The following is a 13,748-nucleotide window of genomic DNA, read 5'->3' on the forward strand; positions in this document are numbered from 1 at the left end:
GTGAGCCGCTGGAACCCGTTCCGCCGCCTCGGCCGACGCGGCGGGCGGCGGCAAGGCGTGCCCGAGGACCGTTCGGCCGCTCCGACCATGCCCGCGTGGGACGGCGGGTGGCGGCGCAGCGCTCCGCAGGACGGGGTGCTGGGGCGCGGTGGGCTCGGCATCATCCAGCCTGCGCGATTCCGCTCGTCGGTGGCCTCGTTCCGGGATCACGGGGTGCTCGGCGGCGGGCTCGGGCACCGGCTGGCCGCCGACGCGCCGGCGGGGACCATGCACGGGCTGGTCCGTTCACCCGGCGCCACGGTGCAGCGTGCCGCCGGGCCGGGCCATGCCGTGGTGACTCCGGCGCCGCTGACCCCGAACGCTGATTCCATTGTGGACTTACCGCTCGCGGCGGCCGATCCGGCGACGGCATCCTCGTCCGGTGAAGCCGTCGTGACACCGGTGTGGCGTTCGGCGGTGCGGACTCGACGGCTCGCGCCACCGCTGACCCGAGCCCGGCCGGTCACGGGTTTCACCCCGCGCCGGCTGCCCGCCGCCGAACCCGCCGGAACCGCCGCGCCGCCGCTCGTGCAGCGAACTCCGAGTGGTGCCGCGCCGCGACCCGCCGTCGCTGCCGATGAGCCGCCCGGTGCGGCCGATCCGGACCTCGCGGTCGAGCGCCCGGTCGCGCCGGGTGGGACTCGACCGACGCCGGAGGCCGGCGGGGCGGATTCGCAGCGTCCCGCGCTGGGCGATCCGATCCAACGCCTCCCCTCCGGTGCCGTTCCGCTGCACCGGGACTCCGCGACCGGCGAGCCGCCGTCGGAGCCGATGCCGCAGGCCACCGCGCCGGAGCCGCCGCCACCACAGGCCACCGCTGCCGAGCCGGCGGCCACCGACGTGCCGCAACGTCGCCCGTCGCGGCGGCGACCGACGGTGGGCATCCAGCGGGCCACGTCGGACTCCACCGGCAGCGCGCAGGCAATCGGCGCACCGCTGGCGGAGCTTCCGAAGTCGGCCACACCGCTCGGCAGGCACGCGAGCACGAGGCCGCAGCCGGCAGCAGCCGGTTCGGCGAGTCACGATGTCCCGGCGGTTCGGGACAGCGAGACCGCGAAACCGGCCACCGGCTCTGCGGAACCGGCTTCCGGAAGCACGTCGGACTCCGCGCCGCTGCTCGGCACCACTGCTCAGGTGCAACGCCTGCTGCGGGAGGCCGGCACCTCCGCCGCGCGGCAGGCCGAGCAGGATCCACCCGCCGTCGTCAAGCCCGGCACCGGCGGCCCGGACGCCTCATCGCCCGGCGCGACACCGCCCGTCCAGCGGGTACGACGATCTCCACGCACTCCCGAGGACCTCGCACGTCCGCGGCCGACGGCCGCCCCCACCGGCAGCGCCGCCGAAGCGGGAGTGCAGCGGAGCACGCCGGAATCCACCGATTCCGTTGCGGCACAACGGCTCTCCGGTCCCAGAACCGATGCCGATTCCGCTGCCGTGCAGCGGAGTTCCACTCCTACCGCCGATCCGGTACCGACCGAGCCCCCACCGACCGGTCCGGTGCGGCCGATCGACCCGCCGACGTCTGGCGAACAGGATACCGAGGCGGCGGTGGTGCAGCGACTTCCCGCCGCCGAGTCCCCCGCCGGCACGGGTTCGACGAACACCCCTGCGAGCCCGACCACTGGCGGGGCCGCTCAACACCACCCGTCGAGTTCCGGGGACAGCCCTTCGCATTCAACGGCGAGCGACCGCCCGGAGACGACCGCACCACTGGTGGGCGACTCCCCCGTCGTGCAGCGCGTCACCGGCCCGGAGCGGAATCCGGACCCGCCCGCGCCGACCTCGGGGGCGGAGCCGACGACCCTCGCCACCTCCGGGTCGTCGCACGTTCCGGGAAGACCCGGCGGCACGGGTGGATCGACCCCGGCGACCGGAGCCGAGGCGAGCCCGATTCAACGCACGGCCCTCGACCCGAACGCCGTCTCGCCGAGTGATCTCGTCGTCCCGCAAGCGGATCGTCCCGAAAACTCGGACCAGAGCGCCGTGCCTCCCGACGCTCCGGCCACTCGACACGACCTTCCGCTCCCCACCGCCACGGAAACCGCGCACTCCGCCCGACCGGTCCAACGCATGCGGCCCTTGATCGCCACGCGACCGCTGCCCGTCCGGACGCACCCCGTGCAGGCCGGGCCACCCACCCCGCCGGCCCGCACCGCCGACGCACCGGCGGTGGCACCGCTGCGGTGGACTCGCCCGGACGAGCAAGCACCGGCCCCGCCGACCCCGCCCAGAATCGCGAATCCCCCGCCGGTGCAGCGCTCCTCCGCGCCGGCACCGGTAAAGCCGATCAGCGCCGACCTCGCGGAACCCGTCGCCCCGCAATCCGCAACACCCAAATTTCAATCCACAGTGGACGACTCCCGCGAAGCGCCACGCTCCGCGTCGACTCCACCGCCGCTCGCCGTACAACGCCACCCCACGCCCCCGGCACAACCTCAACAAGCCCCACCCGCCCAACCGCCCACCACGAGCTCCACCGAAGCGAAACCGCAGGTCCCCGGTGTCCCGCCCGGAGTTCCCGTCACCGTCGTACCGAAGGAGCACGAACCCGCGGACAACGACACCCCGGCAGAGTCGGACGGCACCGGCGGCCAGGACATCGACGAACTCGCCCGTCGCCTGATCGAACCGGTCGGCAGGCTGCTGCGCACCGAACTCCGCCACGGCCGGGAGCGGTTCGGCCGCACCTACGACCGCAGGCGCTGACAAGGAGACCCAGGGATGCCCAACGAGATCTTCGCCAGCAGCGTGTTCTTCCGGCTGGCCATCGGCGGCAACGACCTCGGCCGCTTCCACACCTGCTCCGGGCTCGGCGCGCAGGTCGAGGTCGAGCAGTTCGCCGAAGGCGGCAACAACTCCTTCTCCTGGCAGCTGCCCACCCGCATCACCTGGACCAACATCACGCTGACCCGCCCGGTCACCAAGGACACCACGAAGATCTCCAAGTGGCTGTCGGACACGATGCGTCGCGCCGAACGCAAGAACGGCGAAATCGTCGCGCTGAAGCCGAATCTGACGCCCATCGCGCGCTGGCAGGTGATCGGGATCGTGCCCGTCAGCTGGCAAGGACCGTCGTTCGACCCGTCCAGCTCCGAAGCCGCGGTGGAAACCCTCGAAATCGCCCACGAAGGCCTGCAACCATCCTGAGAGGAGGGGCCGGATGGCCACCGCATCGGGCAAGAACCTCACCCGCGCCGAAATTCTGATCATGGAACCGCCCGCGAAAGTCGGGGCGAAACCCGGCGCGACCATCAAACGCGTCAAGTTCCAGTTCAACCCGAACAAGCTCGCGCTGACCAAGAGCACCGAGTGGCGGCGCAAACCGGCCCGGATGGCCAGCGAATCGGCACTTCCCGAGTTCGTCGGCAGCGGACCGCGCTCGCTGCAACTGGAAGTGTTCCTGGACGCCACCGCCAAGCACGACGACTCGGTGGAGAAGAAGGTCGAAGACCTCATGACCGCCTGCGTGCCCACCCCGAAGAGCATCGCCGCCAAAACGCCCGCCAGCCCGTGGATCCGGTTCGAATGGGGCACCTCGCGGACCACCTCGTTCGACGGAGTGCTCTCCAGCTTCTCGGTGGACTACTCGCTGTTCGACGTGGACGGCAAACCGCTGCGCGCCACCTGCTCGCTGGGCATCGAGGAAGCCAGCGTCGACACGCCCGGCCAGAACCCCACCTCCGGTGCGGAGAACTCCCGCCGCACCCACCGAGTCGTCGCCGGTGACAGCCTGCCGCAGCTCGCCTGGCGGGAATACGGCGACGCCACCGCATGGCGGATCGTGGCGGCCGCCAACGAGATCGACGACCCGATGATCCTGGTGCCCGGCAGCGAACTGCTCGTACCGGCACTCGACGAGCTCGAACAGGACGGTGCGTGATGGGCGCAGCGAAAGAACAGGACGGCCGGTCGTTCGCCGCCGACCCGATCGTCAAGATCCCCGGACCGCTGCCGCCCCCCTGGCAGGACCAGCTCACCTCGTGCGTCGTCGACGAGAACGTGGGGCTGCCCGACACGGCGACGGTGACGTTCCGCGACCCGAACCACGAACTGCTCACCGCCACCGGCATCAGCATCGGCTCACCGCTGACGGTGTCGATCACGACCGCCGGCGGCAAAACCCCGGAGAAGCTGTTCGCCGGTGAGGTCACGGCGCTGGAACTCGACTCCGACAGCACCGGCTCGTTCACCGTGGTGCGCGCCATGAGCAAGGCGCACCGGCTGCTGCGCGGCCGCAAGGTCGTCGCGTTCAAGAACATGAACGCCGATGCCATCGTGCGCAAAGTCGCCAAGGGCGCCGGGCTCAAGCCCGGCAAGATCCAGGCCAAGAAGATCACCTACACGCAGCTGGCCCAGCCCAACATCTCGGACTGGGAATTCCTGCAGAACCTGGCCGAGGAGCACGGCGTCACCGTGCGGGTCGACGAGCTCGGCAAGCTCGACTTCGCCCCGCTCACCCCTGCCACCTCCGCTCCCGCACCCACGACCTCGGCGACCAAGAGCCCGTTCGTGCTGGAGTACGGCCGCAACCTGATGGCGCTGCGGGCGGTGCTCACCTCCACCGACCAGGTCAGCAAGGTCGAAGTGCGCGGCTGGGACTTGAAGACCAAAAAGCCCGTGGTCGCCACCAAACCCGTCACCCCCAGCAAGACCATCATCCCCGGGCTCACCCCGGCGCAGGCGACCGCCAAGTTCGGCAAGAAGAACACCCTGGTCGTCACCGACACGCCCTACGGCACGCAAGCCGAGGCCAGAGCGGTGGCGGATTCGCTGGCCACGTCGATGAGCGCCGGACTCGGCGAGGTCGAAGCCGTCGCCGAAGGCGACCCCAAGCTGCGCGCCGGAACACCGGTGGCGCTGGGCAACGCGGGCAGCAAGTTCTCCGGCAAATACACCGCCACCGCCGTGCACCACGTGATCGAACCGGGCCAGGGCTACCGCACCACCGTGTTGGTGAGCACCACTCCGGACCGGTCGCTGGCCGGGCTCACCACCGGCGCCAACGCGCCCGACCGCGGACCGCGCATCCCCGGCGTTGCCAACGCGATCGTCTCCGACATCAAGGAACCCGCCAACGGCCAACGGGGCTGGGTGAAACTCACATTCCCCTGGCTGGACGCCAAATACGTCTCCGATTGGGCGCGGACCGTGCAGCTCGGCGGGCAAGGCGGCGGCGTGATCAGCCCGGACGTCGGCGACGAAGTGCTCGTCGGCTTCGAACAAGGCCTGCTGGACCGGCCGTACGTGCTCGGCGGGCTCTACAACGGCAAGGACAAACCGTCCAAGCACAAGACAAAGCTGCTCGAAGGAAAGAAGGTCGGCCGCCGGTCCCTGGTCTCCCGCACCGGACACCGGCTCGAACTGCTCGACGCCAAAAAAGGACCGCCCGGCGTGTCCATCGCCAGCGGCAACGAGCGGCTCGAAATCCGGCTCGACCAGACGAAGAACTCGATCGAGGTCGCCGTCAAAGCCCCCGGCGGCCGCCGAGCGCTCAGTTCGATGACGCTGGACCCGCGCGGCATCACCCTCGACGCGACCACCGGCGACATCACCCTCAAAGGCAAGAACATCTCCGTTGACGCCACCCTCAACGCCAAGATCAACGCCAATACCACCGCCTCGCTCTCCGGCAAGGTCGGCGCCAACGTCGACGGCGGTGCCAACGCCAGCCTCCGCGCCCCGATCGTCCGGATCAACTGACCTGTTGTTCCCGCAGCACAAGGAGTTCCGCGATGCCCCCAGCCGCCCGGCTCGGCGACCCCACCAGTCACGGGGGCACCGTCGGCCCACCTCCGCCGCCCGCGGCGGCCCGGATCGCCACCGTGCTCATCGGCGGGAAACCCGCCGCGGTCACCGGCAGCCAGGTCATCTGCCCCATGCCACCACACGCCGTGCTCGGGCCTGCCAACGTGCTGATCCCCAGCCCGCCGCGCGGGGCGTCGTGCTCATCGGCAACCTGCCCGCGGCGAAGATGCTGGACAAGAGCAGCTGCGGCGCCCAAGTCGTGATCGGCGCCCCCAACGTGCTGATCGGAGGCCCGATGTGAGCGAACGATTCATCGGCCGCGGCTGGGGATTCCCGCTGCGCGTCAGCGCCACCGGCGGCATCGGCCTCGTCGAACGCGAGCAGGAGATCGAAGAGGCCATCCGGCTCGTCCTCGGCACCGCGCCCGGCGAACGCCCCATGCGCCCCGAATTCGGCTGCGGCGTGCACGACTACGTGTTCGCGCCCGCCGACGGCGCCACCGCGGGCCGGATCGCCTACGAAGTGCGCAGCGCACTGCATCGCTGGGAACCGCGGATCGAAGTCACCGATGTGGTGATCGCGGTCGACGACGACGAGGAAGGCGTGCTCTACATCGACGTGCACTACACGCTGCGTTCCACCAACGACCGCCGAAACCTCGTGTTCCCCTTCTACACCATCCCCGACGGCGGCGAACCCTCGACGGGAGGTGCGATCTGATGGCGATTCCCTCGCCCAACCTCGACGATCGCCGGTTCCAGGAACTCGTCGACGAAGCCAAGCGCTACGTGCAGCAACGCGCCCCGGAATGGACCGACCACAACGTCTCCGACCCCGGCGTCACGCTCATCGAGACCTTCGCGCACATGGTGGATCAGCTGATCTACCGGCTGAACCGGGTACCGGAGAAGAACTACCTCGCGTTCCTCGACCTGATGGGCGTGCGGCTGTTCCCGCCCGCCGCCGCTCGCGGCGACGTCACGTTCTGGCTTTCCGCCGCACAGCAGGAAACCGTGCTGCTCGATCGCGGCACCGAAGTCGCCACCGCGCACTCGGAACTCGAACAGGACGTCGTGTTCGCCACCGCGGACGACCTGCCGATCGTGCCGTGCGAACTGCGCACCCTGGTGACGATCTCCGCCACTGGCACCATCGAGGACCGCACCGCCGACCTCGGCGCGGAACGGGACGTGCCCTGCTTCCAAGCCGAACCCGCCCCCGGCGACGCCATGCTGTTCGGGCTCAGCAACGCCGTGCCCCGCTGCGTGATCTCCGTGGAACTCGACAGCCAAGTCGAAGGCATCGGCGTCGACCCGCGCCAGCCGCCGCTGACCTGGGAAGCCTGGGACGGCACCGGCTGGGCCGAGTGCGAAGCCTTCGACGACACCACCGGCGGGCTCAACCGGCCCGGCGAAGTCGTCCTCCAGATCGGCCCCGACCACGTGCTGTCCGCCGTGGCCGGAGTGCGCGCGGGCTGGCTGCGCTGCCGCGTCGTAGCACCCGAGACGGGCCAGCCGTTCTACTCCGAATCCCCCACCGTCCGCGTCGCCGAGGTCTCCACCGTCGGCGGCACCACCACCGTCGAACACGCCGAAACCCACACCGAGGTGATGCTGGGCGAATCCGCCGGAGTACCGGGCCAGCGGTTCACCCTCGAAGAGGCTCCCGTGCTCACCGACGGCGACCCGATCGTGGTGCAGGTGTCCGACGGTGACGGCTGGGAGGACTGGACCGTCGTGGACCACTTCGGCCGCTCCGGGCACGCCGACCGGCACGTCACGCTCGACGCGACGACCGGGCAGTTCAGCTTCCCGCCCGCCGTGCGCGTTCCCGACGGCAGCGTGCGCAACTGGGGCGCGGTGCCCGCCAAAGGCGCGCAGATCCGCGTCGCGCGCTACCGCACCGGCGGCGGGCGAGCGGGCAACGTGGCGCGCGGCGCGATCTCCGTGCTGCGCAGCTCGGTTCCCTACATCTCCGACGTGGAGAACCGGGAGGCCGCCATCGGCGGCATCGACGGCGAAACGGTGTCCGAGGCGAAAGTGCGCGCGCCGCAACAACTCCAGCTCCAAGAACGCGCAGTGACCGCGGCCGACCACGAGCAGATCGCCCGCCAGGCGGCACCCGCGGCGGCCCGCATCCGCTGCCTGCCCGCGGGCAGCGACCACGAACCCGGTGCCGCCCGGGTGCTCGTCGTACCCGACGCGGTACCGGACAGCGGTGACCGCATCCGCTTCGAGCAGCTCATCCCCTCCGAACAACTGCTGTCCACCGTCGCCACCCGGCTCAACGAACGTCGGCTGCTGGGCGCCCGGCTCATCGTGGAACCGCCGTTCTACCAAGGGATCACCGTCGTGGCCCGGATGCGCGGCACCAGCGACGACGTGAACCGGATCAACAACGACGCGCTGAACGCGCTCTACCGCTACATCAACCCGTTGCACGGTGGTGTCGAGGAAACCGGCTGGCCGTTCGGACATCCCGTGCAGGCCGGGGAGATCTTCGCCGTGCTCCAGCGCGTCGGAGGCGTCGGCATCGTCGACGAGGTGCGCCTGTTCCCGGCCGACCCGATCACCGGCAGGCGCGGCGCCCCGGCGGACCGCATCGACCTCGCGCGGCACGCGCTGGTCTTCTCGCACCAGCACCAAGTGGTGGTCAACCCGCCGGACGGTGCGGAGCCGAGATGACCAGACAGGCAGTGCCCGGTCTGCCCAGCCGCTACCCGCTCGGGGAGCTGCTGCCCGGACTGTACGCGGGCGACGACCTCGCCCAGCGGTTCACCGCCGGGCTGGACACCGTGCTCGCCCCCATTTTGTCCACATTGGACAACTTGGCGTACTACTTCGACCCGAGGGTGGCACCGGAGGACTTCGTCGCCTGGCTCGCCGGCTGGGTGGCGATGGAGCTGGAACCGGACTGGCCGCCGGAACTGCGGCGTGCCGTCGTGATCCGCGCCGTCGAACTGCACCGCTGGCGCGGCACCGCGCGCGGACTCGTCGACCGGCTCTGGCTCTGCCTCGGCGTGCACGCGCGCGTGTTCGATGGACCCGGCGCCGCCTGGTCCACCAGCCCCGCCACCGCGCTGCCCGGCGCTCCCACCACTGAAGCGCGCGTGCAGGTGTGGCCCGGCCGCGCGGCGGTGAACCGCGAGCAGGTCGTCGCACTGGTCGACGCGCACTGCCCAGTGCACCTGACCTGCACCGTCGAGGTCATGTCCGGGCCACCTCAGCAAGAACGGAGGCGAACATGATGCGCCCCTGCCCGACCTGCGGCGCGAACACCGCCGAAACCGACGACTTCTGCGGCAACTGCGGCTCCTACCTCGGCTGGGACGCCACCGTGAAGAAGCCGGTGCCACCACCGCCACAGCAGCCGCCGCAGCCTCCTCCCGGGCAGCCCCCCGCTCCGCCCGCACCTCCCGGCCCGTATTCCGCGCCCGGACCACCGCCCGGCGGACGACCAGGCCCGGCACCAGGGCGCCACGCCCTTCCCGATCCCGAACCCGCCCAACCCGAGCCGGAAGACGACCAACCCGCCGCCGTGCAACCGGCGAAACCCGTCGCACCCCGCCCCGAGTCGCAGACCGTCGTGCCCACCACTCCCCAGGACGGCCCGCCGTGCCGCTCCTGCGGCACCCCCAACCCACCGGATCGGCGCTTCTGCGTGCGCTGCGCGACGCAGCTGATCGGACCGGAGCCGGAGCCGACGCGCTGGCTTTCCCGGAAACGGCGCAACAACAACGGTCTCGGCTGGCTGTGGCGGCGACTGACGATCCTCAGCGTGATCCTCGCGCTCGTGATCGGCGGCTACCTGCTGTTCCCGTTCGGCCAGTGGGCCGTGCAGGACATCCTCGACAAGACCATGGATGCCTCGAACGTCGAACCGGCGAAGATCACCGCGAGCAGCGAGATGTCCGGCCACCCCGCTACCGCCGCGGTCGACGAAATCACCAACCAAGGGTGGGGGACCACGGACGTCGGCGAGTGGATCGAGTTCGAGTTCGACCCGCCGTTCCGGCTGCTGAACGTGCTGGTCACCACCGGGCCGACAGGGAAGTCCTTCGAAGCCCAAGCCCGCCCTACCCGAATGGAGGCCGTCATCACCGACGCGAACGGAGTCACCCAGAGCCACCTCCTCCAGCTCGCCGCCGCCCACGAAGCGAAGCCGTTCAGCATCCGGGTCAGCGACGTGCGACGAATCCGGCTCGTGGTCCACGAGACCACCGGCGTCACCAGCGGCAAGCACATCGAACTGGGCGAGGTCGAGTTCCAGAAACGAGGAAACTGACCGCCGCTCACGTGCGCGACCGAGGAAAGCGGCCACGAACGCACTCGTCCCCCGTCACCGAAGCGACGGGGGACGAGTTGCGCACTCAGTGCGAACTACGTGATCAGGTGGCGTCTTCCTTGCCGCCTACCCGTGACTCCGAAGCGGAGGTATCGAGCGACGATGCCCGGTAATCGACCTTCGAAGCCTCGTCGAGGTCCACATCGTCCATGCTCAAGCCCTGCGCGGCCAGCTTCCGCGCCTTGGAACGGTCGTGCGCCCGGCAGATGACCATCGCGATCACAAAAAGGACCACCAGGCACGCGGCCAGCGCCATCATCGAGAACGGGTCCTGCCCCGGAGTCGCGACGGCCGCCAGCACGAACAGGCCGAACACGATGCCGCGCCACCAGCTCTTCAGCTTCGCGTAACTCACCACACCGGCCCGGTTCAGCATCACCAGCACCAGCGGCATCTCGAAGCTGATGCCGAACATCAGCAGCATCAGGAGAACGAAGTTGATGTACTCGCCACCGGTCAACGCGGTGAAGAACGCGCCGCCACCGAAGCTGGTCATGAAGCCCAGACCCTCGGGAACGACGAAGTAGGCCAACACCGCGCCGAAGACGAACAGCATGCTCGCGATCGTCACGAAGGTGCGGGCGAACTTGCGCTCATTCGCATGCAGACCCGGCGTGATGAACGCCCACAACTGGTACAGCCACAGCGGGCTGAACAGCAGAGAGCCGACCGCGATGCCGACCTTCAGTTGCAACATGAAGACTTCGAAAGCCTTCGTCTGCAGCAACTGGCACTCGCCGTTGGGGCTGAACCGCACCTGCGGGGGCAACTGGCAATACGGGCGGATCAGAATGTCACTGAGCGTCGGCAGCCCGAAGACATGATTCGAGAACCAGATGAAACCGAAGATCGCGCCGACAAGAATGCCGAACGCCGCCCAGCCCAGCCGATACCTCAGCTCGTAGAGATGATCGACCAGGGTCATGGTGCCGTCGGGGTTGTGCCGACGACCCCAACGGCGGCGGTCACCGCGCCACGGGTTCAAACGGCGGAACGGGTTTGAACTCACCGTGCGTTCCGTCCCCGATCAGTTCTTGGTTTCTTTGCGCTGCGTCTCTTCCGCGTTGGACGCGGTCACCGGCGCGCTGGGCTCGCCGGTCGTGAGCTGCTGCGGCTCGGACGTCGATTCCTGGTCGCGCTTCGCGGCGGCTTCGTCTTCCTTCATCCCACGAGCCTCGGCCTTGAACACTCGTGCGGACTGGCCGAGCGAACGCGCCATCTGCGGCAGCTTGGTGGCACCGAACAGCAACACCAGCACACCCACGATGAGAACGAGCTCCCACCCACCTGGCAAACCCATCAGTGCACACCTTTCTTGGGGCTTCCTGCGAGCGCAATGGTACGCGGGCAGGTGTCGGTCTCATAGGCCGTCACGCGGCTCCATTACGACGCTCGGCCAGCGCCACCTGGAGGCCCGCGATTCGTGCTTTCAGCAGACCCGATCGGTTCGAGACGTCGGCGGCAACAGCACGTTGCACCTTCTTCACCCTGCGCAACAAGGTGAACAACCGGATCAGAACAGCGAGCAGGAGCAGCACTCCCACCACGAACAGCACAAGACTCCACACGTAGGGCACCGGAGCACCGTAGCGCGCTCAGTTCGACGACAGGTGATGCGCCCGCACCAGCGCCTCTTCGGCGCGTCGCCGCACGTCATCGGCCAGATCCCGAGGTTCCACGACGCGTCCCTGGCCGCCCAGGCCGAGCACCAGGCGCACCATCCACGAGCGATCCGAGTAACGCATCCGCACCCTGATACGCCCTTGATCCAGTTCGGCGAGCTCGTCCACCGGGTAGTACTCGCTGACCCAGCGCGCGTCGGGATCAAGCTCCAGCACAGCGCTCGGCTGGTCCGGCATCGGCCGGAACAACCCGGCCGAGAAGTCCGTCGGTTCCGCGTCCCGCGGTGGCTGCGCCGACTCGTCGAGCACGTCGGCCACGTCGATGCGGTCCAACCGGAAGCGGCGGACCGCCACCGCCGAACGACACCACGCCTCCAGGTAGCTGCGACCGTCGACGATCACCAATCGCATCGGGTCCACGGTGCGTTCGCTGACCTCGTCCCGCGACGCCGTGTAGTACCGCATGAACAGTGCGCGGTGCTCGGTCACTGCCCGCTGCACCGCCTCCTGCACCCCCGGCACCATCGGGCCTTCCCGGCCGGCCAGACCCACCACGACCCCGGTGGGCTGGGCCTGCCCGACGGCCTCCTCGACCTTCGACAGCGCCCGCTGCACCGCCTCGGTGTCGGCGATGCCCGGCGTATCGGCCAGCGCTCGCAAGGCCACCAGCAGCGAAGTCGCCTCCGACGCGGTCATCCGCAGCGGGCGGCGCATCCCCGCGTCATAGGTGACGGTGATCGTCTCGCCCTCGAAGGACAGATCGATCAGGTCACCCGGCCCGTACCCCGGCAGCCCGCACATCCACAACAGCTCCAGGTCCCGCCGCAGCTGCTGCTCGCCGACGCCGAAGTCCGCGGCAGCATCGGCGACCGGAACCCCCGGCCTGCTCAGCAGGTACGGCACCAGCGCCAGCAACCGTGGCAGTCGCTCCGTCGCCCCGCTCGTCATCCGATCACCTCCCCTGATTCCTCCGCTCCGAGCGCACCGAGGGCCGCGGCCGCTCCCAGGTGCGCTTCGTGCACCGACTTGCGCAGCACGTCCGGTTCGAGGACCGCCGCGTCCGGGCCATAGCCCGCGATCCACGAGGCCGCCGAATCCGGGTAGAACAGGTCGAGCTCCAGCACCTCGCCGTCGACGCCGCCCAACCGCATCGTTTCCACGACCGCCGCGCGCCGTCGCAGTCCCTGCGCACGTCCCTGCGCAACCCACACCCGGGCCGGAGTGCGCGGCGGAGTTGCTCGCTGCTCACCGGCGACGAGAGTCAGCAAGTCCACGTCCGGCGGCGTGCTCACCACCCCCGGCCGCCCCTGCGCCGCAGGCTCCCCGACGATGCGAGACAACCGGAAGCAGCGCGACGCATCCCGATCCCGGTCGTGCCCGACGAGATACCAGCGGCCCCGCCACGCGACCACGCCCCAGGGCTCCACCGTGCGTCGTTGTGCCTGCGCGTCGTTCGGCCGCCGGTAGTCGAAGGTCACCACTCGCCCCGCCTGCACCGCTGCGAGCAGCACGGGAAAGGCGGGCTCGCTGGTGCGCACCTTCGGTTCGATCGTGCCCGCCGCCCGATCGTCGACGTCGACCCCTGCCGCCCGGAGCTTCAGCAGCGCACCGCGGGCCGCGCCGGTGAGCTCCGGGGAGTCCCACAGTCGCAGGGCCAGCGCCACGGCAGCAGCCTCATCGGGTTCCAGTCCGATGTCGCCGAGTTCGTAGTCCCGTCGGGCGATCCGGTAGCCGTCCGCGGCGTCGAACGCCGAGTTCCGGCCGGTCTCCAACGGCACGCCCAAGTCCCGCAGTTCGGACTTGTCGCGTTCGAAGGTCCGGAAGAACGCCTCGTCATTGGGCGCATCGGTGTAACCCGGAACAATTCCCCTGATTCGCTCCGCCGTCAGGTACTGGCGCGTCGAGAGCAGGCACAGCACCAGGTTCACCAAGCGTTCCGCACGCGCAGTGGCCACTTTTGAACTCTAGCTCCATCACAGTTGATCAGGTCTTTCGGGC

13 protein-coding genes and 1 pseudogene are annotated in these 13,748 nt (G+C 69.8%); 9 read left to right on the forward strand and 5 right to left on the reverse strand.

Annotated features, from left to right (window positions below):
• From H2Q94_RS20295 to H2Q94_RS20335, 9 genes and pseudogenes are all read left to right on the forward strand, one after another.
• Complete coding sequence (locus H2Q94_RS20295; protein ID WP_243788788.1) at positions 1-2,745, forward strand: hypothetical protein; 2,745 nt, start codon at positions 1-3, stop codon at positions 2,743-2,745.
• Positions 2,746-2,760: 15 nt separating this feature from the next.
• Complete coding sequence (locus H2Q94_RS20300) at positions 2,761-3,186, forward strand: phage tail protein (protein WP_243788789.1); 426 nt, start codon at positions 2,761-2,763, stop codon at positions 3,184-3,186.
• A gap of 13 nt (positions 3,187-3,199) precedes the next feature.
• Complete coding sequence (locus H2Q94_RS20305) at positions 3,200-3,919, forward strand: CIS tube protein (RefSeq protein WP_243788790.1); 720 nt, start codon at positions 3,200-3,202, stop codon at positions 3,917-3,919.
• On the forward strand, positions 3,919-5,739 hold the full coding sequence (locus H2Q94_RS20310) for a VgrG-related protein (protein ID WP_243788791.1): 1,821 nt from the start codon (positions 3,919-3,921) through the stop codon (positions 5,737-5,739). Before H2Q94_RS20305 ends, H2Q94_RS20310 begins: the two co-directional genes overlap by 1 nt.
• Before the next feature lie 32 nt (positions 5,740-5,771).
• Positions 5,772-5,897: pseudogene (locus H2Q94_RS20315) on the forward strand (PAAR domain-containing protein); the annotation flags it as partial.
• A 184-nt stretch (positions 5,898-6,081) separates the two neighbouring features.
• The gene (locus H2Q94_RS20320; protein ID WP_243788792.1) at positions 6,082-6,504 is read left to right on the forward strand and encodes a GPW/gp25 family protein; all 423 of its coding nucleotides are present in this window, start codon (positions 6,082-6,084) and stop codon (positions 6,502-6,504) included.
• Entirely contained in the window at positions 6,504-8,468 is a 1,965-nt protein-coding gene (locus H2Q94_RS20325; protein ID WP_243788793.1) for a putative baseplate assembly protein, read from the forward strand. Before H2Q94_RS20320 ends, H2Q94_RS20325 begins: the two co-directional genes overlap by 1 nt.
• Positions 8,465-9,031 carry a phage tail protein gene (locus H2Q94_RS20330; RefSeq protein ID WP_243788794.1) on the forward strand — a complete coding sequence of 189 codons (567 nt, stop codon included), beginning with the start codon at positions 8,465-8,467 and terminating at the stop codon, positions 9,029-9,031. Before H2Q94_RS20325 ends, H2Q94_RS20330 begins: the two co-directional genes overlap by 4 nt.
• Complete coding sequence (locus H2Q94_RS20335; protein ID WP_243788795.1) at positions 9,028-10,068, forward strand: hypothetical protein; 1,041 nt, start codon at positions 9,028-9,030, stop codon at positions 10,066-10,068. The genes H2Q94_RS20330 and H2Q94_RS20335 overlap by 4 nt, the downstream gene beginning before the upstream one ends.
• 103 nt (positions 10,069-10,171) lie before the next feature.
• Here the strand turns inward: H2Q94_RS20335 and tatC are convergent, their stop codons facing one another.
• The 5 genes from tatC to H2Q94_RS20360 all read right to left on the reverse strand — a co-directional run bounded on the left by tatC (position 10,172) and on the right by H2Q94_RS20360 (position 13,705).
• Entirely contained in the window at positions 10,172-11,137 is a 966-nt protein-coding gene (gene tatC, locus H2Q94_RS20340) for a twin-arginine translocase subunit TatC (RefSeq protein ID WP_243788796.1), read from the reverse strand.
• 18 nt (positions 11,138-11,155) lie between these two features.
• A complete protein-coding gene (gene tatA, locus H2Q94_RS20345; RefSeq protein WP_243788797.1) occupies positions 11,156-11,428 on the reverse strand; it encodes a Sec-independent protein translocase subunit TatA in 273 nt (90 codons plus the stop codon).
• 70 nt (positions 11,429-11,498) lie between these two features.
• Positions 11,499-11,705 (reverse strand): bacteriophage holin, encoded by a 207-nt coding sequence (locus H2Q94_RS20350; RefSeq protein WP_243788798.1) that lies wholly within the window; start codon positions 11,703-11,705, stop codon positions 11,499-11,501.
• 18 nt (positions 11,706-11,723) lie between these two features.
• Positions 11,724-12,698 (reverse strand): helix-turn-helix transcriptional regulator, encoded by a 975-nt coding sequence (locus tag H2Q94_RS20355; protein WP_243788799.1) that lies wholly within the window; start codon positions 12,696-12,698, stop codon positions 11,724-11,726.
• On the reverse strand, positions 12,695-13,705 hold the full coding sequence (locus tag H2Q94_RS20360) for a helix-turn-helix transcriptional regulator (protein ID WP_243788800.1): 1,011 nt from the start codon (positions 13,703-13,705) through the stop codon (positions 12,695-12,697). Before H2Q94_RS20360 ends, H2Q94_RS20355 begins: the two co-directional genes overlap by 4 nt.
• Positions 13,706-13,748: the final 43 nt, after the last annotated feature.

Origin of the sequence: Saccharopolyspora gloriosae (genome assembly GCF_022828475.1) — a bacterium.
Taxonomy (GTDB): Bacteria; Actinomycetota; Actinomycetes; order Mycobacteriales; family Pseudonocardiaceae; genus Saccharopolyspora_C; species Saccharopolyspora_C gloriosae_A.